Annotated in this window: 18 protein-coding genes and 1 pseudogene; all 19 read left to right on the top strand. The window is 42.2% G+C overall.

Annotated features, from left to right (window positions below; genetic code table 11):
- Window positions 1-44 precede the first annotated feature (44 nt).
- The 19 genes and pseudogenes from ACFQIC_RS04225 (at window position 45) to ACFQIC_RS04135 (ending at window position 25,215) form a co-directional block, all read left to right on the top strand.
- On the top strand, window positions 45-2,510 hold the full coding sequence (locus ACFQIC_RS04225; protein WP_204708842.1) for an AAA family ATPase: 2,466 nt from the start codon (window positions 45-47) through the stop codon (window positions 2,508-2,510).
- Window positions 2,485-3,525 carry a 5-methylcytosine restriction system specificity protein McrC gene (locus tag ACFQIC_RS04220; RefSeq protein WP_204708843.1) on the top strand — a complete coding sequence of 347 codons (1,041 nt, stop codon included), beginning with the start codon at window positions 2,485-2,487 and terminating at the stop codon, window positions 3,523-3,525. The genes ACFQIC_RS04225 and ACFQIC_RS04220 overlap by 26 nt, the downstream gene beginning before the upstream one ends.
- Window positions 3,526-4,186: 661 nt before the next feature.
- Complete coding sequence (locus ACFQIC_RS04215; RefSeq protein ID WP_204708844.1) at window positions 4,187-5,203, top strand: ABC transporter ATP-binding protein; 1,017 nt, start codon at window positions 4,187-4,189, stop codon at window positions 5,201-5,203.
- Complete coding sequence (locus ACFQIC_RS04210) at window positions 5,181-6,182, top strand: ABC transporter ATP-binding protein (RefSeq protein WP_390216961.1); 1,002 nt, start codon at window positions 5,181-5,183, stop codon at window positions 6,180-6,182. Before ACFQIC_RS04215 ends, ACFQIC_RS04210 begins: the two co-directional genes overlap by 23 nt.
- A 1-nt stretch (window position 6,183) precedes the next feature.
- The gene (locus ACFQIC_RS04205) at window positions 6,184-6,996 is read left to right on the top strand and encodes an IclR family transcriptional regulator (protein WP_204708846.1); all 813 of its coding nucleotides are present in this window, start codon (window positions 6,184-6,186) and stop codon (window positions 6,994-6,996) included.
- 3 nt (window positions 6,997-6,999) lie between these two features.
- Window positions 7,000-8,562: an ABC transporter substrate-binding protein gene (locus ACFQIC_RS04200; RefSeq protein WP_204708847.1), complete on the top strand. Its 1,563-nt coding sequence runs from the start codon at window positions 7,000-7,002 to the stop codon at window positions 8,560-8,562.
- A gap of 68 nt (window positions 8,563-8,630) precedes the next feature.
- The gene (gene nikB, locus ACFQIC_RS04195) at window positions 8,631-9,563 is read left to right on the top strand and encodes a nickel ABC transporter permease (protein WP_204708848.1); all 933 of its coding nucleotides are present in this window, start codon (window positions 8,631-8,633) and stop codon (window positions 9,561-9,563) included.
- Window positions 9,563-10,465, top strand: coding sequence for an ABC transporter permease (locus ACFQIC_RS04190; RefSeq protein WP_390216960.1), 903 nt, complete (start codon window positions 9,563-9,565; stop codon window positions 10,463-10,465). The genes nikB and ACFQIC_RS04190 overlap by 1 nt, the downstream gene beginning before the upstream one ends.
- An 8-nt stretch (window positions 10,466-10,473) precedes the next feature.
- The gene (locus ACFQIC_RS04185) at window positions 10,474-13,452 is read left to right on the top strand and encodes a M14 family zinc carboxypeptidase (RefSeq protein ID WP_204708849.1); all 2,979 of its coding nucleotides are present in this window, start codon (window positions 10,474-10,476) and stop codon (window positions 13,450-13,452) included.
- Complete coding sequence (locus ACFQIC_RS04180; protein ID WP_204708850.1) at window positions 13,424-14,029, top strand: pyroglutamyl-peptidase I; 606 nt, start codon at window positions 13,424-13,426, stop codon at window positions 14,027-14,029. Before ACFQIC_RS04185 ends, ACFQIC_RS04180 begins: the two co-directional genes overlap by 29 nt.
- 612 nt (window positions 14,030-14,641) lie before the next feature.
- Window positions 14,642-14,926 (top strand): annotated as a pseudogene (locus ACFQIC_RS04175) (butanediol dehydrogenase); the annotation flags it as partial.
- Between the two features lie 346 nt (window positions 14,927-15,272).
- The gene (locus tag ACFQIC_RS04170; RefSeq protein ID WP_204708851.1) at window positions 15,273-16,523 is read left to right on the top strand and encodes a sugar ABC transporter substrate-binding protein; all 1,251 of its coding nucleotides are present in this window, start codon (window positions 15,273-15,275) and stop codon (window positions 16,521-16,523) included.
- A 93-nt stretch (window positions 16,524-16,616) separates the two neighbouring features.
- Entirely contained in the window at window positions 16,617-17,492 is an 876-nt protein-coding gene (locus ACFQIC_RS04165) for a carbohydrate ABC transporter permease (RefSeq protein ID WP_204708852.1), read from the top strand.
- Window positions 17,492-18,328, top strand: a complete 837-nt coding sequence (locus ACFQIC_RS04160) for a carbohydrate ABC transporter permease (RefSeq protein ID WP_204708853.1) — start codon at window positions 17,492-17,494, stop codon at window positions 18,326-18,328. The genes ACFQIC_RS04165 and ACFQIC_RS04160 overlap by 1 nt, the downstream gene beginning before the upstream one ends.
- 25 nt (window positions 18,329-18,353) lie before the next feature.
- Complete coding sequence (locus ACFQIC_RS04155) at window positions 18,354-19,040, top strand: YesL family protein (protein WP_204708854.1); 687 nt, start codon at window positions 18,354-18,356, stop codon at window positions 19,038-19,040.
- Window positions 19,041-19,082: 42 nt separating this feature from the next.
- Window positions 19,083-20,102, top strand: coding sequence for a LacI family DNA-binding transcriptional regulator (locus tag ACFQIC_RS04150; protein ID WP_204708855.1), 1,020 nt, complete (start codon window positions 19,083-19,085; stop codon window positions 20,100-20,102).
- A gap of 15 nt (window positions 20,103-20,117) precedes the next feature.
- A complete protein-coding gene (locus ACFQIC_RS04145; RefSeq protein WP_204708856.1) occupies window positions 20,118-22,202 on the top strand; it encodes an amylo-alpha-1,6-glucosidase in 2,085 nt (694 codons plus the stop codon).
- A 43-nt stretch (window positions 22,203-22,245) separates the two neighbouring features.
- On the top strand, window positions 22,246-22,920 hold the full coding sequence (gene pgmB / locus ACFQIC_RS04140) for a beta-phosphoglucomutase (RefSeq protein WP_204708857.1): 675 nt from the start codon (window positions 22,246-22,248) through the stop codon (window positions 22,918-22,920).
- A gap of 12 nt (window positions 22,921-22,932) precedes the next feature.
- A complete protein-coding gene (locus ACFQIC_RS04135) occupies window positions 22,933-25,215 on the top strand; it encodes a glycoside hydrolase family 65 protein (RefSeq protein ID WP_204708858.1) in 2,283 nt (760 codons plus the stop codon).
- Window positions 25,216-25,278: the final 63 nt, after the last annotated feature.

The raw sequence follows: 25,278 nt of genomic DNA, 5'->3' as shown, positions 1-25,278 counted from the left end.
CATTGATATACTTAAAGCAAAAGAAGTTACGGGGGAATGGATTTATGTCAAAGTGGATTTTCCAAGGAAACCCAAAACAGTTCACTATAAATGAAGATAAATATCCTGATTTGCACGATATTAATCAGTATGTAAAAGAAGGAAAAATCATCGACTGGAGTATTCGTCAGAAACACCACACGCATGAAGTTAAGGAAGGTGACCAAGTATTTATTTGGCGTTCAGACGGCGGTGAAAAAAATACAGGGGGAATAATTGCTTTAGCTGAGGTGCACAGTGAACCGTTAGATAGTGATAGAGAGTATCCACAAGTTGAATTGGGGGTTATAGAAACCCGGTTGAATGAGTCGGAAGGTATGCTTCTTCGTCATAAGTTAAAGGAACTTCCTGAAAGCCGGAGTTTATTAATAATGCGGTTAGCCCAATTAACCAATTACAAATTAACGGATGATGAATTTGACATGTTATTAAAATTTTGGAATGATCCGAAGCTGTTGGAAGAACGAGTTGATAAATCGTTAATTGAAAAATATTTAATGTACTATAAAGAGGAATTCGATAACTTCTCTAAGGAATTTGAATACCTGGAAAAAAGTTATCGTTACTTTCAAAAGTTTAGAGATCCAGAATATATTAAGTCAATGGAATGGGAGGATTTTCAGCTTATAGGACAGCAAGTTAATGCTTACCGTATGGCAATTGCACGAAGTCGTGCATTTGGTCAGATGAATGCTGCCTCAATAGATAAATACCGGGAGAGCTTTTTGTATTTAGTTCATGGAAGTGACCCATTAGAATATCGAATGGATCAATTTTTGAATAATGAAAAGTATAAACTGTTTGGAATTGGCACCAATGCTCTAAGTGAAATAATAGGCAACATTTTCCCAGAAGAGTACTGTTTTTATAATCAACGGGATAAAGTGGCAGTTGAGAATGAATTGGAAATAGACCCTAGTTATCAGAGAGGCGATACTTTTTCAACGAGGTTTATGAAATATCAAAAAGCAATAAAAGTCCATGATATAGCACCAGCTTATGAAAACGTTATTGGCCGACAAACCAATCTGCCAATTTATTATGAAGTCGATCAGTTTTTCAGTTTTATTTTTAATAAATTTAAGGATAAGCACGCCATTGAAAATGAAGCACCGAAATATTGGTTGCTTGCTGCAGGTGAGAACGGAAAGTATTGGAGCTATTTCAAGGACAAAGAACAAATTTCCATCGGCTGGAACGAACTGGGTGATCTGAGCAAATATAAGGATAAGAAGGAAATAGCACAGTCACTGAAAGAAAAGCACGATTATGATCACAATCCCAGAAATGATGCACTCGCTAATGAGCAGTTTGTGAGAGAAATGAAAGAGGAAGATTACGTCTTCATTAAAGCTGGTACATCTCAATTGATTGCATTTGGCCAGGTTGTATCTCCATACCAATATAGTCCGGAAAATGGTGCACAGCATTCTTTCAGAGATGTTGAATGGATTAGGTATGGTGAATGGGATGTTTCCGATTTGCCTATTCATCAGAAGACGTTAACAGATGTTACTCCATACGAAGACTTTTTACAGGAAGTTTTGCAGAAGATAGAAATTATTAAAGAGCCTGAAAGTGAATACGAAGTAAACGAAAGTGAACCGTATACAGTTGAAGACATAACCAGGGACTTGTTTATGGATCTTGAAAAAGTAGAGGATGCGATAGAATCGTTAGACTACAAAAAGAATATTATATTACAGGGCCCTCCAGGAGTTGGTAAAACGTTTGTAGCGAAACGTCTGGCTTATTACCATATGGAATTGAAATCTCTTGATAACATTGAAATGGTTCAGTTTCACCAATCATACTCGTATGAGGAGTTTATTCGCGGGTTTAAGCCTGATACGGAAGGGCGCTTTGTTCTTCAGGATGGATTGTTTTATAAATTCTGCAGGAAAGCACAGGAGCAGCCTGAAGAGAATTTCTATTTCATTATTGATGAAATCAACCGTGGCAACTTATCTAAAATATTTGGTGAAGTAATGATGCTGGTTGAAGCGGATAAACGAGGAAAAGAGTTTGAAATACAGACTACATACAGTAAAGAAGGAGAGCATTTTTACATTCCCGAAAATGTATATGTGATTGGTACGATGAATACGGCTGATCGTTCTTTGGCTATGGTGGACTATGCGTTGCGCCGGCGGTTTGCTTTTATTGAATTAGAGCCTGGATTTGATACAGATTCATTTAAAGAATTTCTGCAGACAAAAGGTGTTAGCCAGGGTTTTATTGCGACAATTGTTTCACTTATGAAGGAAATAAATACGGAGATTGTTAATGACAAAGTTAATCTTGGCAAAGGATTTGAAGTTGGACATAGTTATTTTACACCAGATCATGATATTACAGATGAGCAGGGGTGGTTTGAACGCGTTCTTCGACTGGAAATCAAACCACTTTTAAAAGAATATTGGTTTGATCAGGAGGATAAGGTTCATGAACTCCTCAACAGATACCAGTAAAATTCCTGTTAAAAATATTTACTATATGCTGGCATATGCATGGGACCACCCCCATGAAAGCCGAATGATAGATGTATATGGTGAAGATGAGAAAGATATCATTAATCTATTGAGTAAAATTCTTATTTTAAAGGTTAAATCCTTAGTCAAAAGAGGATTTTATAGAGAGTATACCCCAGTGAGGGAAGAATCAGGGGTTATTCGGGGTAAGCTGCTTTTTAAAGAATCAATTGAGAACTTTTCCTATAAAAAAGGAAAGATGCATATTAAACATGAAGAATTTACCCCTGATATTTTGCATAATCAATTGATAAAAGTAACAATGCTTAGATTGAGTATGTATGAGCATTTGGAACACGAGTATTATGAAGACTTGAAAAGGATGCTAATGTACTTTCGAGGTGTTTCAAGAATTGAATTAAAACCGAAATTCTTTAACCAGGTTAAATTACATCGAAATAATCAACACTATCGATTTATATTGAATATTTGTCAATTTATCTCTGAAAATGTGTTATTGCATGAGGGAACGGGTGAATCCGCATTTAATGATTTTTCCCGAGACCATATGAAATTGGCCAGGCTCTTTGAGAATTTTGTTAAAAATTTTTACAGGCACGAGTATTCAGGATCGAATGCCAGAAGTGAAACATTGGACTGGGGAGCAATCGGTGAGAATAATGAATACTTGCCTCTGATGCATACGGACATTTCTATGGAAGCAGACAATCAAAAATACATTATTGATACAAAATTCTATCAGCATGGTTTGGTTGAGTTTAAAGGCAAGGAAATGGTCCGGAGTGGTCATTTGTATCAGATATATGCCTATTTAGAGAATGACAGGAGAAAGCGGAACGGTGATAAAGCGGTTGGAATTTTGTTATATCCTAGAGTCTACCAATCATTTCAACTGAATTATGAAATGCAGGGTTTTAACATAAAAATCTGCAGTGTTGATTTAGCGGAAAATTGGAGGAATATCGAGACTAGGTTGAAGGGGATTTTAGTTTAAGCTGAATACAATAATTTATAACCGTTATGTGAAGAATTATCCGTAACCTACTCTACTAGAGTGTTAGCGGAGTGGGGACTGGCCTTGGGTTTCATTGCTATTTTAGGATGCAGTTGACGCACGGGGATGGTCCTCATGCTTCGGTTTGGAAGCGGTAGAACCGTCCCCATGCTTCTACTTCCTTGATCATATGTTGATTAGAGAGCGTCAGCTGGATGTGGTGTACTGGACGAGAAGTGGGGTCAGGGCCTTCTACGATATTAGTAATCAATGGTTGTTGAGTATGAGAGACCTGACCCCAGATGTGACGTTCTCGCGGTAGGGGCTTTTGGTAAAGGTTCTGCTTTTTCTCAGTGCAAGGGGATAGCTGGGTGGGGGACCCCGAGGTTTATATAAACTGGTACAAAGGCCCAAGTATCAACAAGTATCTATTTCTGCTTCATGAGACTGGTCAACTGAGTATTGTCAAAGAAAAGCTTATCAAAGGAAATCTTAATATTCTTGAATAAACCAAAGCGTAGGGAAAGCTCCTTACGTATTTTTTATATTTAAATTAAATTTTTAATTATTAAAAAGCTTGAAAATTTTCTGACTACTATGTAATATTATAGGTGTCCAGAAAATGAAATCGCATTTCAAATAATGAAATGGAGGGGTGATCGTGTCAAAAGTCCTTGATGTGAAAGACCTGGAAGTGTCGGTGAAAATCGACAACAATAGAAGAAATATTGTAAATAAGGTCTCCTTCTCTGTCAATGAAGGAGAAACACTCGGAATCGTAGGGGAGTCAGGGTGCGGAAAAAGTATGACGTCTTTGTCCATAATGGACCTTTTACCGCAAGCATTATCGGTGACAGGTGGTTCCTTATCTCTTAATGGAGAAGAGCTTACCCAGTTATCCAAGAATGCTTATAGAAAAAAACGTGGAAAAGAAATGGCGATGATTTTCCAGGAACCGATGACTTCTCTTAATCCTGTTTATAGCATTGGCTTCCAAATCGCTGAGCTAGTGCGTAATCATACAAAAAAAACGAAAAAAGAGGCGTATGATCGTGCATTACATATGTTGAAATTAGTTGGTATACCTCGTGCCGATCAGGTCCTGCATGAATATCCGCACCAGTTATCTGGTGGTATGAGACAGCGGGTTATGATTGCGATGGCTTTGTCTTGTAATCCGGGATTATTGATTGCTGATGAGCCGACAACAGCTTTGGATGTTACGATTCAGGCGCAAATCCTACGGCTCATGCAGTCCCTACAAGATGAGATGAATATGTCCATTGTGATGATCACTCATGATTTAGGTGTAGTAGCGGAAACTTGTGACCGCGTCATAGTGATGTATGCAGGAGAAGTTGTCGAAGAAGCGACCGTAGAAGAGCTGTTTGAATCACCTAAACACCCTTATACAAAAGGGTTGGTCGCATCCGTTCCAAATATGGACAAGGATGAAGAGTATTTATCCTCGATCAGCGGCACGGTGCCGACACCGGAGCAAATGCCTTCAGGGTGCCGATTCGCTCCGCGTTGTAAGCATGCATTTGAAGCTTGTCATAAGACACCTCCATTGTTCGATGTCAATGAACAATCGAAGAGCCGTTGTTGGCTATATCATGAGGAAGCTTCAAATATTCAGGAAGGGAGGGAGGAAGTTGGCGCAGGAGACCATTCTTGAAGTGAAAAATCTAAAAAAGTACTTTCCTATTAAAGGGGGCATCTTCGGTAAGAAGACGTTGAATCAAGTCAAAGCCGTGGATGATGTATCCTTTCATGTGAATAAAGGAGAGACCCTTGGCATTGTTGGGGAATCTGGGTGTGGGAAAAGCACCACAGGCAAAACCATTTTACAATTAATCGAGGCGACAGATGGCGAAATTCTTTATAAAGGTAAGGATATAACCCTAACCTCCAAGCAGGAAATGAAAGAGCTACGGAGAGAAATACAATTCATTTTTCAGGATCCTTTTGCTTCCCTTAATCCGAGAATGAAAGTTGGAGAAATTATCGAGGAGCCTCTCATTAACTTCGGATTGTGTGAAGGGAAGAAAGCTAGAAGAGAACGGGTCCTTGAGTTGATGGGTCAGGTAGGATTAAGACCTGAACAAATTGACCGCCACCCTCATGAATTTAGTGGCGGTCAGCGGCAAAGGATTGGTATAGCAAGAGCTTTAGCTTGTGAACCGAGTATCATCATTGCAGATGAACCTGTATCGGCATTGGATGTTTCTATCCAGTCTCAAGTACTGAATCTATTGCGTGACTTACAAAAGGAATTGGGTTTAACGTACATATTTATTTCTCACGATTTGAGTGTGGTTAAACATTTTTGTGACCGTATTGGTGTCATGTACCTCGGGCGGATGGTGGAGATGGCCGGAAAACATGAACTCTATGACCGACCTCTTCATCCATATGCAGAAGCATTGTTATCTGCTGTACCTGTGATGGATCCAAAGCGGAAGAAAAAGGACATCATCTTAGAAGGAGATGTCCCGAGTCCATCCGATCCACCTAAAGGTTGCGCTTTCCATCCACGTTGTCCAATGAAAATGAATATCTGTTCTGAAGTACGACCTCAGCTGGAAAATCAAAACGGACGGTATGTAGCCTGCCATTTATATGATCAGCCTGCAGAACCAGAACGGACTGGGTAGGATGAGTAAAACATTAGCGAAAGCACTTCAACTTCTAAGATTTTTTACAGAAAAAAACCCTTATTGGAGGCTCGATAAAATCTCTGAGGCCTCAGATCTTCCGAAAGCGACGGTGTACCGGTTAATGAAGACACTTGAAGAGGAAGGTTTTATTCAAAAGGTGAGTTTTTATCAGAATGGTGTATTTATCGATGGAGAAATGTATCAGTTAGGCACACGTCTGATCGAGCTTGGAAATATGGTTTCGAGTCAGTTCGAAGTCCGTGGGCTCGCTCTTCCTCATATGAGGAAGCTGCAGCAGGAGTTCGGAGAGTCCGTTCAATTAATTATCATGGATCAGGATGAAGCGATATACATCGAGAAAGTAGAGAGTGATAAGCCTGTCCGGTTATACACGAAAATCGGGAGAAGAGCTCCTCTCTATGCAGGGGCCTGTCCTCGTACACTGTTATCCTTTTTACCGGATGAGGAGATTCAACGGATTTTACAGCAGGAGAAAAAGAAGTATGCCTCTCAAACGATGATGGATGATGAGCAGATTATGAAAAAGGTAAAAGAAACCCGAGAGCTAGGGTATAGCTACAGTCAATCGGAACTTGAAGAAGGGACAGCGTCTGTAGGAACACCGATTTTTGACCGGTTCGGGGAAATTGCAGCAGGGATCAGTGTGGCTGGATTCGCGTCGACTGTCACGCCAGAACAGGCGGAAAAATATGCATCATTCATGTGGGAAGTCTGTGAGACGCTTTCCGATCAGTTAGGTTTTTCAGAACCTTATCCATATGTACCGAAAATCACAAAAATGGGGGAGTAGAATATGAAGAATGCAAGATGGAGTTTCATGTTATTATTTGTCGTTCTATTGCTAGCTGCCTGCAGCTCGGAGTCAAAAGAAAGTAGTGGCGAAAATACAAGCGAGATTGAAGTAGAAGACAGAGAAAATGAGTTAGTGATAGGAGTTCCTGGCGATCCACAGAACTGGGACCCGATCGATACGTTCTTGTTGGATTGGAGTACTGTTGCGACATCAGTATTCGAGGGGCTAGTTGATCGTAACTTGGACCTTGAACTGCAACCAGGCCTCGCTGAAAGTTGGGAGTATGTAGACGATACAACTCTACAATTCAAACTACGTGAAGGGGTGACTTTCCATAACGGAGAACCTTTCAATGCAGATGCTGTTAAGTTTACATTCGATCGTTTACTTGGTGAAGAAGGTGCCCAAGGGCCACAACAAGCCAACTATACATCCATTAATAATGTAGAAGTTGTTGATGAATATACGGTTAATTTCAACTTGAGTGAAAAAGACCCTGTCCTTTTGACGAAACTTGCTGGTTATGGTGCCGTGATCGTTCCTCCTAAGTATATTGAAGAAAATGGGGATGAGCATTTCAATACAAACCCTGTAGGTACAGGACCATTCGAGATGACTTCTTATGAACAGGATAGAAATGCTGTGCTTGAGAAGAATGAAAACTACTGGAAAGACGGCATTCCGAAACTTAATAAAGTGACGTTCCGTTTTATTCCTGAAGCATCCACACGTCTGGCTGAATTACAAACAGGCGAAATCGATATCATGAAACGTGTGGAAATCAGTCAGGTCGAATCTTTGACGGATCACCCATCTCTTTCAGTTGAAGAGGTAGGAACCCCAACAGCTTATTCTTTACGGTTCAATACAGCGAAAGAACCATTCGATGATAAGCGTGTAAGACAAGCGGTAAACTATGCAATCGACAGAGATGCCATCATTGAGGAAATCCTGGGAGGGTACGGAAAGAAAATCAGTACGTTCCAAAGTGAGCTTTCTTTCGGTAATAACCCTGACCTAGAGCCATATCCACATGATCCTGAAAAAGCGAAGCAACTTCTTGAAGAAGCTGGCGTCGCTGAAGGGACGGAAGTAGACATTTTCATTCCTGGTAACGATGGGAACTTCAAAGAAATTACTCAAGTCGTGTCCTACTACCTTGAAGAAGTTGGGTTGAAAGCGAACATTGAAAGTGTCGATAGTAACACCTTGATTTCTGACCTTATTCCAAGTGGTGAAGCTGGGCACATGTACCGTCAAGGCTGGGGCGGATGGACGCTCGACTTTGATAACACGGCTTATCTCATGTACCACGAAGGAGAGCATTGGAACCCTTCATTCTATGATGAAGAAGTAGAGAAACTGTTGGAAGCAGAACGTACAACAGTCGATCAGGAAAAACGTGAAGAAATCTTCATGAAGCTGACGGAGCGCCTGCATGAATTGGCTCCCGAAGCGAACCTTTACTCTGAAGTTGCTCTTTATGCTGTCCATGACCGTGTGAAAAACTTCCAGCCACCTCACGAAGATCGTATGCGTTTAGAAGAAGTAACCGTCGAATAGTTGAATGGAAGAAGGCAGGAGGAACCCCCTGCCTTCTTCTATATCATTAATTGATAGGAGGGGACATTGTGTTACAGTTCATTATTCGACGTCTATTACATAGTATATTAGTTCTATTGGCCATTTCCGTTATTATCTTTTTTAGTATCCGTCTGACTGGTGATCCGGTCACCGTCATGTTTGCCGCTGGCGAACCTTCTCCGGAAGCGATTGAAAGTGTAAGAGAAAACCTTGGTCTTGACGAACCTTTACCAGTTCAATATTTAGTCTTCTTGAAAAATCTAGCAATATTTGATCTTGGAGAATCATTTCGGACCGGCCTACCAGTGACAGAGATGGTGGCAGACAAAATGGGAGCCACTTTGCTGCTAGCATTCGGAGGGGTTTTTGTTGCTATGTTGATCGCCTTTCCTGTAGGCATTTTATCAGCCGTGAAAAGAGGAACATCTGTAGACTTCTTTGGTCGTATCTTCTCCCTTATCGGAATATCCTTTCCGAACTTTTGGCTGGGGATTATGCTGATTTTGATCTTTTCTGTGAACCTTCAATGGCTGCCGGCTTCGGGTTATGAGGGGATTCAATATTTAATCCTGCCCTCCATTGCTCTTGGGATGATCCTATCAGGAATTCTTGCGAGATTAGTCCGGTCTTCCATGCTTGAAAACTTATCGCAACAATATGTTTCAACAGCCCGATCAAAAGGGTTGAAAGAGTGGGTCGTCATCATGCGCCATACCTTCCGAAACGCTTTGATTCCGACAATTACTTTCCTCGGGATTCAGTTTGGTTCCCTGTTGGGCGGAACCGTGATTATTGAACAAGTCTTTTCATGGCCCGGAGTCGGTCGAATGATCATCGATGCCATCAATCAACGGGACTACCCTGTCATTCAAGGTGGCGTCATTACGCTTGCCATAATTATGGTCTTGGTGAATTTGATTGTTGATATCAGCTATAGCTTGATTGACCCGAGAATCAAAGCGGGAGGAGGCAGTCGCTAATGGAACCTGTAATGTATGAACAAAAAGAAGAAGTGCAACAGGATACACCGAAGAAAAAGTTTCGTTTGAGATCATTTCTATTGAAAAACGCGTCGGGAATGTTCGGATTGCTGCTTGTCTTAATCAGCGTATCTTGTGCATTATTCGCACCTTGGATTGCACCTATGGACCCAACGGAAGCCCAATTGATTTCAAGACTTGCTCCGCCTTCTATATCAGGGGCGGATACAGAATATTTACTAGGTGCTGATCAGATCGGACGTGATTTATTCAGCCGAATCATTTATGGGGCAAGAATCTCCTTGATGGTTGGATTCTTTGGCGTCCTATTGGCAATGGTTGTAGGAACAATTCTAGGATTGATCTCTGGTTATGTTGGTAAATGGATGGATGATCTTATTATGCGACTTGCTGACATTCAGCTTGCTTTCCCATTTATTTTGTTTGCCATCATTATTATGAGTGTACTAGGTACTGGAATTTGGAAAATTGTTATCATCCTGGGGTTAACTTATTGGGTCGGTTTTGCCCGTCTGATCAGGGGACAGGTCATGTCGCTGAAAGAACTGGAATATATCCAAGCTGCAAAAGTGGTTGGCGGGTCTCATCTTAGAATTATAGGGAAACACATCTTCCCTAATGTAGTTTCCTCCATCTTGGTTCTAAGTACACTTTTCATTGCTGAGTTCATATTACTCGAAGCTTCTCTCACCTTTTTAGGTTTAGGAGTGGATCCAACGATTCCTTCCTGGGGAGGTATGTTATCAGATAGTCGTAACTACATCAGTTCAGCGTGGTGGACCGCTACATTCCCAGGTATTGCGATTATGATTACTGTATTAGGGTTCAATTTATTCGGCGATTGGCTCAGGGATAAGTTTGATCCAAATCTTGATGTGTAGGTGAAAAAATGAATGATTTAAAAGAGTTTTGGGAACCAGGTTATCTCATTGCTGATCAAAATCAAGACGGAGTTCCAGATCACATCAACGTCAACCTTCAATTGCCTGAAGAGTTCACTCCTTCAGGTCTTATTGATTTTTGTGCCCGGCTTGGCTTTGAAACCACTGCTTTGACTTTTGACTTTCTCAACGGGAACGAACAAGCAGAATATCAGATGGACTTCGTTCAGGATGAGAAGGTCACGGCATTGAAACTTCACCAAACATCCAGACGATTATCTGTTCACTACAGGTCTGAGCAGGAAGTAAGTCGGTTCCTTCAATTTCTTGCTTGCGAGTGGCCGGTAGCCGATATGGACAAAAAGCCCGTGGAAACGATTTATTTTAGTGAGGAAGAATGGTGGGTGGAACAAGGGGAGAAAACCCCTGTTTCTTTTCCGAAATGTGATGAAGATCCCCAATATAAAAAAAGTGCAGTCAAAAGTCTCACAGAGCTTTGGGAATATGATGCCTTTATTAGTGATTCGACACCAAATCCTACTCACAAACAATCCTTGTCTATTCATGTTGATAAAGGTATTTCCCAGGAAATTTTCCTCGATATTTGTTATGGGGCAGCTAGAATAGGAATGTCATCCACAGCGTTGCAATTACCAATGACAAACGTTGGGGAGGCCGATGTCTTTCTTCAAATTGAGACTCAGAACAAAGGACAGTGTGAAATTAAGTTAGAAGGAGAAAGGATAAAGGTACAAGGGAAAGGCCTTGCCTTACGTCATGCTGTCCGTTATTTGCTGCATGATAAGCATTGGCGTGAAGGCGGCAATGTTTCGTTCTGGGAACGGCCTGATTTAGATCCAACACAGGAAGAGTATGTCGTTTCAAGTTTAGAGTGGGAAGGTGAACGTGAAACGGTTGTTTGTTTAGACCTTATCCGCACCCATCATTCAAATGAAGCTGATGAAATCACCATTTTCTTATCAGAGCCATTATCTGAAAGAAAGAAAATCAGAAACAAAGTTCAAAAGATGACGGGTGTAGAAAAGGTGAATGTTTACTCTTCTTTCAAACCGATTGTCTGTATAGTGATGGAAGATTGGATTGAAGGTTTGAGGAAAGTAGCTTCAGAGATTGGTCACATCAAATTTGTTTGTAAGGAAGAAATGAATGCAGATGGGTGTGAGTTACCTATTCGCTGGATTCAGGAGCTTTATCCTTTGGATGAATGGCTTGGAGAAGAACTTTCTTTACATAAGGATGTCGTTACCTTTGAACTGAATGATGAACAAGATTCTCAGGTTATTATGGAAGTCTATGATAAAAGCGGGTGTGTTATTTTAGAAGAAACGATTCTCGTCCCGATTGATTCTATGAATTATGTAGATGGAAAGAAACGTGTTTATCCTGTTTCAAACGAGGTTCGTTGGATGGTAGGTGGCGAAGTATGTAAACAGAAAGCTTTTTCAACCGACCGTCAAAACTTTTACCAATTTTATCAGTCACACGTCTTAGACTCCTTTTTAGCTAACTTGAAAATGAATGAAGGCCAGCCGTTATTCGACAGAATAGAAATCGATGTTGAAATGAGTGAACCAGAGGAAAAGCTTCCTGTAGAACATGAGCGTATTTCTTCCTTGGAAGCTTTACATGAAGATCTGTATTTTAATACGCTCCATTTCTTTGATATCCATAGCAAAAATCAGCATTCTCCGGGTGGGGTCTACCCATTTATGAAAGTACGGGAAGGCTCTAAACCTAAAGCCTATATTAAAATCTATCAAAGAGAACATGCAGGCTTTAAAGAGGGGGCTGTGATTGGTCTCACTTTCTCTTCAAACCACACGTATCCAACCGAAATCATGAAGGATATAGACGGCGTATTCAAATCGGAGAAGACATCGTCTCCTCCCCCGAGTTCCATCAAAGTTGGTGAACATGTACTAAACAGTAAAAGTGCATCATTTAGGTGGATTCCTGAGCAATCCTATAAAGGGAGATGGATCCCTGTTTATGAATGGTTTACAAAAACCAATGAATCTTACCTATCTCGGAAGAAACTTTCTGTCTATAAGCCTACTGTTCTCATAGAAGCCGGACACCATGCTAATGAGGTCTCTAGTCGCCCATCCGTCATTGAACTTATGGATGAATTATCTGAGAAGAAGAGGATCGATCATTTGAACATAGTTGTCATCCCTAATGCAAACCCAGATGGAGATTGTATTCACAAGGAAATGACGAAGGAAAACCCAGAATGGAAGCATCATGCGGCAAGGTATAATGCTGTCGGATTGGAGTATGCGGAACATCGTTATCAATCTACTCCATTCGGGGAAGCCCGAGTCGTTACTGATATTATGCACCGCTGGGCTCCTGACATTGTGATTGATAATCATGGGATTCCGGCTCATGAATGGATCCAGCCTTTTGCTGGATATAATAGCCCCCCGCGTTTTAAGAAATCTTACTGGCTTCCTAATGCTTTAATTTACGGCATTGCGCGTAAGTTGCAAGGATCCAGGTATGAGAAGCAGAGGGACCTATTAGAACAAATCCAAAATCATATGATGGAAAAGGTCCAGGGAACCATACTTGAGGAGAAGAATAAGGAATGGATGGACCGATATAAAAAGTATGGCCACCAGTGGCTCCCTGATGTCTTCCCTGTAGAGCAAACAGGATCATTATTGTTTTTTACATGGGAGACACATCCAGACCCGGAATCTCATGTGGCTATTTCAAGGTTCCCAGACTGGGTCAGTGCGGATTTGATATCTGAGGCGGCAGACGAAACGGTATATGGGAACGACTTAAAGCTATGTATAGAAGCACAGAAAGTATTTAATACATCAATCTTAGAAGTAATCTCTCATAAACAATCCACATCCAATTATCAAGAAGGTGGATATCACATTATCGAAAGAAAAAGACCTTTAATCATGAAAGGAGAAACAATCAATGAAGAAACTCTTACTCACAGGATTTGAACCATTCCTCGACTTCCCGATAAACCCAACAAATCAAATCGTGGAGGAGTTGAAAGGAAAAGAGTTGAATGGATACCGGATAGAAGGGAGGATTCTATCCGTAGATTATAACAAGTCAGGCCGTGAAGTCTTAGAGCATATAGATGACGTCGAACCGGATGCAGTCATCTCGCTCGGACTTGCTGCCGGCCGCCACAAAATCACACCTGAGCGGATTGCAATCAACTGCAACGAAAGTAATGAAAAAGATAACGAAGGAAATACACCAGATGGAGAACCGATCCAAAACGAGGGACCGGATGGATTGTTTTCTACGTTACCAATAAAAAGCTTTGTAGAAGTATTACAATCGCAAGGGTATCCGGCTGAGGTTTCAAATAGCGCTGGAACTTACCTATGTAATCATGTGATGTATCAAGCGCTTTATCATTTTCATGCAAATCATCTGAAAATACCTTCTGGATTTATCCATATTCCGGCTTCTCATGAACTCGCCGTTCAGCACGGGAAATTACCAAGCTGGTCCCAAAAAGATTTGACAGATGCCGTCAAACATATCGTTCAATTACTGCCTTAATGGGGAAGGGGCAATAAACACTTCTCTGAAGCGCGGGTGAAGCACGGGGACGGTTCGTGCGCTTCCTAAATGCCGGTGCCTCCCTCACTACATAGCTTAGAGAACTAAATAATGGCTTACCACCAAGGGTTTTAACTCTTGGTGGTAAGCGTTTTTGTAGTTTTATATTCACTGGTCTCGAACCGTCCCCGCGCTTTCCTATAGAATACGATAATAATTAATTTTAATTTTAATCAACACATAATTTTGGTTTAATTGAATGTTACAATATCCCGTTCTTTAAATTTTAAAATATAGCCCATTTCTAGGACATAGACATCTTCAAGTGGCACAATTATTTCTCCATTTTCTTCCTATTGATCAATAATATTATTAAATTCTTCTTGTTTATAATTTGTTCTAATCCTGGTAAAGCTTTTTTTTGATCCCCAAATTTCATTTCTCTGATTGTTCATGACCCATTGTCATTCTCAGCTACTATTTCCATGCCTAATTGCGCCTGAATGTTGTTAGCTGGAATTCTCATCACCAAGTTCATTTTCCAAACTTCTTCCTTTCTAGGAGTGGGTGAAAAACCATCTTGGAATTGAATATAGAGATTAAAAGGCGAAAACCAAGATGATTGGAATGATGTTTGTTGTATCTATTTTTGCGAAATCGAACGACTGGAATCCAAAGCAGCTGACCGGGAGTGGGATGAGAGTGACATCAACCATCTTTTATTCACCGACCACCTTTCAGCAGACGGTCGACCTTATAGGAACCGGGCAGTTGGATCCACGAGGTATCATTACCGATAAGATTCAACTCGAAGATATTGTAGATAAAGGATTTGAAGCTCTTAGTAACGACAAATCCCAAGCGAAGATTCTAGTGGAATTGAGTGGGGAAAAGTAACTTTTAATAATAATAGAGAAAAGGGACTCATGGAACAGTTGATTTGTTCCATGAGTCCTTTTTTATAGGAATTCACCTCTTATTTTATTGAAACGTCAGATTTTTCAACAAAAAATCGTATATTATTAAAACCTCTGGAGGGCCGTTAAATCAACATTTTTCACTGTTTCATTTGCCGCTCTGTAAATTTGTATATACATATTCGTGAAATAGTGTTGACTCCGATAAGGATAAAGGACTACACTACATGTAAGCCTTTTCACGAAAACGTTTTCGACAACGGCGTTCGTGGGAAATGATTCTTTCATTTCAAGGTATATCTTAAAACATTTAGGGAGGAACTCAAATGAAAATGGGAAAGAAGTCACTCTTTTCGTTGGTCTTTATCAGTTTATTAATGGTTCTAGCAGCTTGCGGAGGAGATTCCGGTGAAGAAGGTTCCGGAGACGGGGAAGGCGGAAATGGGGAGAAAATCACCATTTTCCAAAGTAAGGTTGAAATTTCTGATGCGCTCGAAGACCTTGCTGCCAAATACACAGAAGAAACAGGGGTGGAAGTGGAAATCGTCGGTACGACCGGTGACGATTACTTCTCTCAACTGCAGATCAAGTTGAACAGTGAGCAGGGCGCTTCTATTTTTACCCTGGGAAATGAAAGGGAAGCAAAAAAACTTGAGTCTTACGTCCATGACATGAGCGATCTGGACTATACGCAGAACATCGCTCCTAACATGGGGCTGATGAATGGTGAAAAGCTTGTTGGCATCCCTTATGGTATCGAAGGGTTCGGCCTTGTCTATAACAAGGATCTTGTAAATGAAGAAGACATCACGGATTATGAGTCGTTTGTAAGTGAAATGGAGAGATTGAAAGGCGAGGACGTCAATCCAATCAGTCTTTCTAAGGAAGCGTTTTTCCTTATCGGCCATCCAAGCAACTATCCATTCGCGCTTCAGGATGACTATAGAACATATATCGATGATCTGACAGCTGGCGATACATCGATGACAGAAACGGAAGAGTTCCAGAAGTTCGGTGAGTTCATGGGAGCGATCAAAGAACACGGGGTCAACCCGATGGATGTGAACTACGATGAACAGATGGGAGCTTTTGCGAACGGCGAAACAGCAATGGTCCACCAGGGGAACTGGTCTTACGGAGTTCTTCAGGACTATGACCTGGACTTCGAAGTCGGCATGATGCCATTCCCACTTATGGGTAATGATAAATTGTCTGTAGGTGTAGGTGGGAACTGGGCAGTAAACGGTACGAAGAGCGAAGAAGAAATCGCAGCAGCAAATGATTTTCTTGAATGGATGCACACAAGTGAAACTGGTAAGCAGTACGTTGTAGAAGAATTCGGATTCCTGCCGGCAATGACGAACATTGACGCCGGAGAAGTCGACCCGCTTTCCGAGGATGTACTAGAAGCTTCCAATAGCGGCGAAACGATTCCGTGGGCGATCAACTACTTCCCTGCAGGAGTCATTCAGAATGACTTTACCCCTGCAACACAGGAATTCTTCCTGAACGAAGATGCAACGGAGGAAGACCTGATCGAAGGTCTTGACAGTGCCTGGGACAACGCAACGAAATAACTAGCAACAAGAGAATCCGTGGGCACACTCTAATAGAAGAGAGTGTCCACGCTCTCTTTTCAGACAAAGCACGGTGAAGAAAGAGGGATAAATGTGACCAAACGTAAAAAATGGGGTTGGTTCTTACTATTTACCGGACCCTTACTGCTTATATTTCTGACAGTCGTCATCGTTCCATTCATTATAGGAACGTTCTATTCTTTCTTTCAATGGGATGGAATCAGCGCAAACCCGATGGTGTTCAATGGGCTTGAAAACTATAAAAATCTGTTTGAGGATCAACGGTTTCTTGAATCTGCCTGGCTAACGGTGAAATTTACAGTATTCTCAGTAATTACTATTAATGTCGTCGGCTTGAGCTTTGCTTTATTCGTAACTTCCAAATTGAAAATTGCCAATACGGCGCGCACGATGTTCTTCATGCCATACTTGATCGGTGGCTTGATTCTCGGTTACATCTGGCAATTCGTTTTCTCTGACGTTTTGAAAATGGTGGGAAAATGGACAGGATGGGACAGCGTATTCTTCAACTGGCTGAATGATTCGGAGTTCGCTCTATATGCACTCGTATTCGTCTTTACGTGGCAGATGGCAGGGTATGTCATGATCATCTATATTACAGGTTTGCAGGGCATTCCGAAAGATATTATTGAAGCTGCCCACATCGACGGAGCTAACAAATGGCAACAGCTGAAAAGCATCACGTTCCCTTTGCTAATGCCGGCATTCACGATCAGTCTGTTCCTGACGCTATCGATGGCGTTCAAAATCTATGACGTCAACTTATCACTGACCAATGGTGGCCCTGCGAATGCGACAGAGTTGTTCGCGATGAATATTTTCAATGAAATCTTCGGTTATGGTAATTACGGATACGGCCAGGCGAAGGCGATTGTCTTCTTCCTTATCGTCGCCGTGGTAGCTCTGACACAAGTATATGTTACGAAGAAAAGGGAGGTCGAGATGTAATGAAAAAGTCGAATGCCTATATCAGAGAAATATCGCTTTTCCTTTTGGCTCTTGTATTTCTATCTCCCATTTACATCATTGCCGTAAACTCCTTCAAGGATCGTGCCTCCCTGTATGAAAACGTACTGGCCTTCCCTACAGAGTTCAATTTTGGAAATTATGTGCAGGCGATTGATGATATGAACTTCATGATGTCCTTGTTCAATTCCTTTGTTATTACGACGATCTCCGTCATCATCATCGTCATCCTTTCATCCATGACGGCTTGGATGCTTGCCCGGACTCCGCATAAAATCAGTAACATCATTTTCATGCTGTTCATTTCTACGATGCTCATCCCGTTCCAGACGATTATGATGCCTTTGATACAGGAAATGGGCTGGATCATGGATATCACAGGGTTCAAGATGCTTGATTCACGTGGAGGTCTGATCTTCATGCACGTCGGATTCAATTCAGCTATTTCCGTATTTCTATACCACGGATTTGTGAAATCGATCCCTATTTCTTTGGAAGAAGCGGCGACGATCGATGGAGCCTCTAAAATGGGAGTGTTCTGGAGAATCATATTCCCTATGCTTAAACCGATTACAGTGACAGTTCTGATCATCAATGTCATAACTATCTGGAACGACTATCTATTACCATCTCTGGTTTTGACGTCTACAGACTTGCGGACCATTCCGCTTTCGACATTCTATTTCTTCGGTGAATTCACAATTGAATGGAACCTCGCCATGGCCGGACTTGTCATGACCGTTATCCCGGTCATCATTTTCTACGCTTTGGCACAGAAGCACATTATACAAGGTATAGGAGACGGGGCAGTAAAATAATACGAAAAGAAGGAGGGAGAGCCCTATGCAGAATTATAATGGTATTTTCGGTTTCATCTACTTGCTGGCTTCATGGTTCATGAGGTTATCTGTCACTAACTTTCTATGGTTTGTTCTTAATATTCCGGTAACGATAGTGGTCTGGACGTATCTCATCAATGATGAAGGAACGCATATATATGCTCTGCCTCTTGTTGTATTACTGCCGCTTCTTTTCTATCCGGCCTCAGCTGCTCTATTTGCGATGGCAAGGGATTGGATGAGAGATGAGGAGCACGATTCTCTTTTGAAAATGTATGTCGCTTACCTGAGGAGTAATTATAGAACAAGCTTTGTATCAGGATTGATCTGGACACTTCTATGGAGCATCTGGATCCTCGATTTCCGCTTCTTCGCTGAGAATAACGATTTACTGGCTACCGTCTTTTCGATTTTGGGGATACTGCTCGTTGTGATGAACATACACTTTCTTTCCATGATTGTCCATTACGAAATGACGATACGTGAACGGTTCTTCAACAGCTTTTATATGACGGTCGGACGTCCGGGCGTTACTGTAATTACAGCTTTGATCGTCTCCTTCATCATTTATATTGCGAGTACCCTATGGTTTGTCATCATCTTTTTCGCAGGTTCCCTGATAGCTACCATCTCTTTTTATCTGTTCTATAGATCTTACTTAAAAATCCGCCAGGAAGCCTGTAATATATAGGTTAGATAGAAGGCAGGCAATGGGAAGGGAGCAGATGAGTGTATGACATCGATCAAAGAGGTAGCAAAAGCGGCTAACGTATCAGTCAGTGTTGTATCGAAAGCTTTGAACAATTATCCAGACATCAATCCGGATACGAGGGAACGTATAGTGAAAATTGCTGAGGAGATGAACTACTCTCCGAATCTGGCAGGGCGGAACCTTTCTTCGAAAAAACAGATGAACATCGGGTTGATCTCATCTGCTGTCTTCAATACAAGTGAGAAAGATACGAACGCTTATCAAGTGATCAAAGGCATTTACACAGGAATCGAGGACAACGATCATGAGTTGTCCATTTTTCTGATAAATTCCAAAAAACAAAAGCAGAAAAGCTACACTCAGTTTTGCAGAGAACGAAATATAGGTGGAGCTATTCTTCAGGGGTTGCGTACCGATGATCCTTATTTTAAGGAGTTGGTGGATACGAATATCCCCTGTGTCTATATCGACCTTATTACTGATGAAAAATCCGAAAATATAGGCAGTATTTCTATTGATAACTATGCCGCCGGAATAGAAATGACGGATCATCTATTGGAAAGGGGTCACCGGGATATCGTTGTTATAGGTGGAGTGGAAGAAACCTTCGTCAATACCAAACGATTGGAAGGGGCCCGGGAATCTTTTCGTAAACACGGAATTCCTTTGCCTGAGGAGTCGATCATCCATGCCGATTTTGATGAAAACCAAGCTTATCAGGAAGCGAAGAAGGTGTTGAAGAAACGACAGCCTACCGCGTTTCTGTGCTGCAGTGACTTGATGGCGTACGGAGTGATGAAGGCGGTGAAAGAAACAGGTCTCGATGTTCCGGAGGATGTTTCTGTGATAGGGTTCGATGATTTGCCTTTCAGTGCTATAACCGATCCGCCGCTTACGACGATTAACCAGAATTTCTTTGATATAGGGAATGAAGCAGCACAGCTCCTCGTGAAAGTTATGGAGAAGAAGCAATCGAGCCAGCATGTCATGGTGGAGCATGAGCTTGTTGGACGGGGAAGCGTGAAAGATTTACACAAATGATAAAGGAGAAAGATAATGGAATATAGCGTAATCAAAGAAGATGATTTGTTTCTGACTACAGAGAAGAACGGGGATATTGAAGGGTCTGAAGAGATGGGATACGGGCTTTATACAAGAGATACAAGATTCTTAAGTAAGTTCGAATTGATGCTTAATGATTCCAGACCGTCGCTTTTCTCTTCCAATGATGATAAAAACTATATGGCTTCTATGCGTCTTGTGGAAGTAGAAGAGGATAAGGGTGCTACAGAAGCTTTTCGTGAGCGCTTTATCTACGAGGGTATTTTGTATGAAAGGATCACTTTCACTAACTATTTCCTTGAAGCGAGAGAGCTGAAAGTGAATGTCAAATTCGACGTAGACTTTCAGGATATGTTTATCGTGCGAGACTTCTTCACGGGGGAAACTGGGGAGAAAACGGGCTTTACATATAATGATCAATCTATGGAAATAGGCTACAAAGGAAAAGACGATGTTTCACGTGAAACACTGATTGAATGGAAAGAATCGGAAGCTCGTGTCATTAAAGAAGGGGAAGTGGAAGCGAAATGGACGCTCGCGCCTCAGGAGAGAAAAACACTCACATTTATGGTTCAGCCGATAATCAACGAAAAAAGAAAGCAGACCCTCGGGTTTGATGAAGCTCTCGGGCGTCTTGAAAACTCTTATAAAGAGTGGATTGATCAGGGAACGAAAGTGGAAAGTGATCATTTTATTTTCAACAAAGTATATCAACGCGGAGTGATGGATACGCGTATGCTGATGACTGATGTCGGCTTCGGGAACGTACCCGTAGCAGGAGTACCGTGGTATTCCGTCCCTTTTGGTCGGGACAGTTTGATTACATCCCTGTTTCTACTGCCGTTTCATCCGGGAGAAGTCAAAGGGACTTTGCAGACACTGGCACATTATCAGGGTAAGGAAGAAAACTTATACAGAGACGAGCAGCCAGGCAAAATCATGCACGAACTCCGCTCTGGTGAGCTGGCTTCGACAGGTCAGGTGCCGTTTACACCTTATTACGGAACGGTAGACGCGACGCCTTTGTTCGTAATCCTTGCTACGGAGTACTACAAGTGGACAAAAGATGCTGCGTTCATCAAAAGAATCAAACCATCTCTTGAAAAGGCCATCGACTGGATCGATCAATACGGAAGTATACGAGGGGACGGGTTCGTCCAATATGAGCAGACGACTGCCGACAGTTTCGTGAACCAGGGATGGAAAGATTCGGACAACTCGAACGTTCATCAAAATGGAACACTTGCCGAGGACCCGATTTCACTAGTGGAAGTGCAGGGCTACGTTTATCAGGCGAAGAATACTCTCTCTGCTGTTTATGAAGAGCTTGGAGAAACAGATAGGGCCCAGCAGCTGAAAGAAGAAGCCGAGCTGCTCAGCAACCGATTCGAGGAAGCATTCTGGATGAAAGAAGAACAATTCTATGCGCTTGGATTAGACGGAGAAGGGAACCAAATCAAAGCTCTCACTTCGAACCCGGGACACGTATTGATGTCAGGAATCAGTGAAGGGACGCGCAACAGACTAGTGGCGGAGAAATTAGTCGGGAAATCGCTGTTCAGTGGCTTTGGTATCCGTACGATGTCCGAAGATTCCACAGGCTACTATCCGATGAGTTATCACAACGGAAGCGTCTGGCCACACGATAATGCGATGATTCTTCTAGGTCTATCTCAGGTCGGCAAAGCGGAAGCGGTGAAAGTCATCGAAGGGTTGTTGGAAGCGGCAGAATACTTTGAGCATCTCCGCTTACCAGAATTGTTCTGCGGCTACAGTAAAGAAGACGATCATCTTGTACCTTACCCGACGACGTGTTCTCCACAGGCTTGGGCAGCTACAGCTTCATTTGTGTTCCTTCAGTCCATTTCTGGAGTGCAGCCGGATGCCTATCAGGAACAGATCATTGTTGAGCCTGCTTTTCCTCAAGGCATGAGCCATTTGAAAGTAGAAGGTATGCGTATCGGGAAAGGGGAACTATCACTTAAGATTACGAAGGAAGAGGAATGTTACGAGTTTGAAGTGTTGGAGAACACTTCAGGATGGGAGCTCACTTTCAGGGAAAAGTTCGTAATGGAGTAGAAGCCATTATCAAAAAAGAATTCTGATACGGAGAGGGAATACCATGAAGCTATATCCGCAACTTTTCATTTTCGATTTAGATGGAGTGATCACTGATACAGCCGAGCAACATTACATCGCGTGGAAAGAAATGGCGCAGGAGATCGGTATAGAGATTGATAGAAAGTTCAATGAAAGTTTAAAAGGAGTGTCGAGAGGTGATTCTCTCGAAAAGATCCTAAACTTAAACAAGGATCTTCATTTGTCAGAGGAAGAAAAAGCTGAATTGATGAAGAAGAAAAACGATGCTTATCGCAAGCTGATTATGTCCATTGAGCCTGAAGACATTTACCCGGGAATCGGTGAGTTATTGGAGAAGTTGAAGGATGACGATATAAAAATTGCTTTGGGGTCTGCAAGTAAAAATGCGCCCTTCATTATAAAGCAGTTGCAGATTGAGCATTATTTCGATTACGTCGTCGATCCGGAAACGGTCGAGAATGGAAAACCTGCTCCGGATATTTTCCAGAAAGCGGCGGACGAGCTGGGCGTGGCGTATGATAAGTGCGTCGGAATCGAAGATGCTATAGCCGGGGTTACAGCGATCAACGAGGCAGGAATGTTGTCGATAGGTGTGGGCGATAAAATACACTTAAAGCACGCTGATTACGTCGTGGAAGACACGGCAGAACTGAAATTCGAAACAATCATCAATCGGTTTGAAAATATAAGCAAGTAAAGGATGAGAGCTATGTCATGGAATATTGAAAGCAGCAAATTGAACAAGAGTGATTTACTGACGAATGAGAGTCTCTTTTTCCTGGGGAATGGTTACCTCGGTGTGCGGGGCAATTTCGAAGAGGGATACCCGGAAGATTATAAATCCATACGCGGCACCTATATCAACGCTTTCCATGACAAGGTAGATATTGAATATGGGGAAAAGTTACATGGGTTCCCGGATACGCAGGAGAAACTGCTAAATATCATGGATGCCCAAAGCGTACAAATTTGGGTGGATGATGAACGTTTTTCCCTTTTTGAAGGGGAGCTCTTGGATTATCAGCGTAATCTTTGGATGAATCAAGGATACTCGGAAAGAACCGTGCACTGGAGATCTCCGCAAGGCAAAGAAGTGAACATCAGCTTTAAAAGACTAGTGTCGTTTGTGAAACGAGAAGTGTTTGTGCAGGAGATTACGATAGAGCCGATTAAGGATGTCAGCAGGATTTCCATCTATTCTGAGCTTGAGAGCGATGTATCCAACTTTGTGGACCCGGACGATCCGCGTGTCGCTTCAGGGCATGCTAAGCGACTTTCCGCAGAGGACATTTATGAAAAGAATGGGTGTCATGTCACCGGGGCAGAGACGTTAGAAACGAGGATGTCCGTTTGTTGCGTTTCGAAAACGTTTTCGGATAAGGAAAACCATACCTATGAGAGTAACATCGAAGGAACGACAGCACAGGAGACGTACATTTTTGATGGAGAAGAGAAAGTCACCTTCACGAAACGTAACGTCTACATGGACTCTCTAAGATACGGAAAGAACCTTGAAGAGAAAGCGATACAGCTTCAGGAAGAAGTAAAAAGTTATACGTTCAATGACTTCCTGAAAGAACAGATTCAATACTTGGAAGACTTCTGGGCAACGTCTGATATTCTCATTGAAGGTGATGATGACCTGCAGCAGGGCATCCGCTTCAATATGTATCATTTGCTGCAATCCGTCGGGAAAGACCCTAAAAGCAACATTGCAGCCAAAGGACTTTCTGGAGAAGGATATGAAGGCCATTATTTCTGGGATACGGAAATATACATGTTTCCGTTCTTCCTGATGACGAACCCGGAGATAGCGAAGAACCTGCTGTTGCATCGGTATTCGTTATTGGATAGTGCGCGTCAGCGGGCGAAAGAAATCGGGCATACGAGAGGAGCGTTGTTCCCTTGGCGTACCATTACCGGAGGAGAGAGTTCTGCGTTCTTCCCTGCGGGCACCGCACAGTACCACATCAATGGCGATATAGCCTATAGCTACATCCAATACTATATGGTGTCCGGGGACGAAGACTTCTTCAAAAAGGAAATGGCGGAAGTGCTGTTTGAAACGTCCCGTCTCTGGCTCGAAGTAGGCCACTTTCATGAGGGACAATTCCGAATCGATAGTGTTACCGGTCCAGACGAATATACGTGTATCGTGAACAATAACTACTATACGAACGTCATGGCGAAGAATAATTTGCTGTGGGCAGGGAAAGTCTACGACCACCTGAAGAGTGAAGATCCGCAGAGACTATCAGAATTGATGAGCGACTTGGACGCAGATGAAGAGGAAATCGGAAAGTGGCAGGAAGCTGCCGAGAAAATGTTCCTCCCGTACAACGAAGCGTTGAAAATCAATGAACAGGACGATACCTTCCTGCAAAAAGGGAAATGGGACCTCGACGCCACACCTAAAGACAAATATCCGCTACTGCTGAATTATCATCCATTGTTGTTGTACCGCTATCAGGTATGTAAGCAGGCGGATACCGTTCTTGCTCATTTTCTGCTCGAGGATTTCTCTGACCAGGAAACGATCGAGAATTCCTATAATTACTATGAAGCTGTCACTACACATGATTCATCGTTATCTTTCTGTGTCTTCAGTATCATGGCTTCCAAACTCGATCAGAAAGAAAAAGCGTACGACTACTTCAGCAAAACGTCTCGATTGGATTTGGATAATCTCCATGGCAACACCAAAGATGGACTGCATATGGCTAACATGGGCGGCACTTGGATGGGTATCGTTTACGGCTTTGCAGGATTGAGAGTGAAAGAATCGAATGTACATTTCTCTCCTTATCTGCCTGAGCAGTGGGGATCCTTAGAGTTCAATATCAGGTACAGGGGTCGTTTGATCAATCTCAAACTGACAAAAGGCAAGGTCGTTTATACATTAGTAGAAGGAAAACCTGTCGATATCTTCCATCACGGTGCGGAAGTGACTCTGGAATCGGGCATCCCTGTAGAGAAAGATACAAAAGTTTAATAAACGATGTGAATAAGCTCTTATGGAAACAGTAACCCTGTTCTATGAGAGCTTTTTTGTTAT

This window comes from Halobacillus seohaensis, assembly GCF_042663045.1.
Lineage (GTDB): Bacteria > Bacillota > Bacilli > Bacillales > Halobacillaceae > Halobacillus_A > Halobacillus_A seohaensis.
This window is presented reverse-complemented; position numbering and strand designations above follow the sequence as displayed.

Bases quoted from the DNA above. Each gene is read 5' to 3' on its own strand.
- ACFQIC_RS04225 (WP_204708842.1), top strand. From the start codon at position 45: ATGTCAAAGTGGATTTTCCAAGGAAACCCAAAACAGTTCACTATAAAT.
- ACFQIC_RS04220 (WP_204708843.1), top strand. From the start codon at position 2,485: ATGAACTCCTCAACAGATACCAGTAAAATTCCTGTTAAAAATATTTAC.
- ACFQIC_RS04205 (WP_204708846.1), top strand. From the start codon at position 6,184: ATGAGTAAAACATTAGCGAAAGCACTTCAACTTCTAAGATTTTTTACA.
- ACFQIC_RS04200 (WP_204708847.1), top strand. From the start codon at position 7,000: ATGAAGAATGCAAGATGGAGTTTCATGTTATTATTTGTCGTTCTATTG.
- ACFQIC_RS04190 (WP_390216960.1), top strand. From the start codon at position 9,563: ATGGAACCTGTAATGTATGAACAAAAAGAAGAAGTGCAACAGGATACA.
- ACFQIC_RS04185 (WP_204708849.1), top strand. From the start codon at position 10,474: ATGAATGATTTAAAAGAGTTTTGGGAACCAGGTTATCTCATTGCTGAT.
- ACFQIC_RS04180 (WP_204708850.1), top strand. From the start codon at position 13,424: ATGAAGAAACTCTTACTCACAGGATTTGAACCATTCCTCGACTTCCCG.
- ACFQIC_RS04170 (WP_204708851.1), top strand. From the start codon at position 15,273: ATGAAAATGGGAAAGAAGTCACTCTTTTCGTTGGTCTTTATCAGTTTA.
- ACFQIC_RS04160 (WP_204708853.1), top strand. From the start codon at position 17,492: ATGAAAAAGTCGAATGCCTATATCAGAGAAATATCGCTTTTCCTTTTG.
- ACFQIC_RS04155 (WP_204708854.1), top strand. From the start codon at position 18,354: ATGCAGAATTATAATGGTATTTTCGGTTTCATCTACTTGCTGGCTTCA.
- ACFQIC_RS04150 (WP_204708855.1), top strand. From the start codon at position 19,083: ATGACATCGATCAAAGAGGTAGCAAAAGCGGCTAACGTATCAGTCAGT.
- ACFQIC_RS04145 (WP_204708856.1), top strand. From the start codon at position 20,118: ATGGAATATAGCGTAATCAAAGAAGATGATTTGTTTCTGACTACAGAG.
- pgmB (WP_204708857.1), top strand. From the start codon at position 22,246: ATGAAGCTATATCCGCAACTTTTCATTTTCGATTTAGATGGAGTGATC.
- ACFQIC_RS04135 (WP_204708858.1), top strand. From the start codon at position 22,933: ATGTCATGGAATATTGAAAGCAGCAAATTGAACAAGAGTGATTTACTG.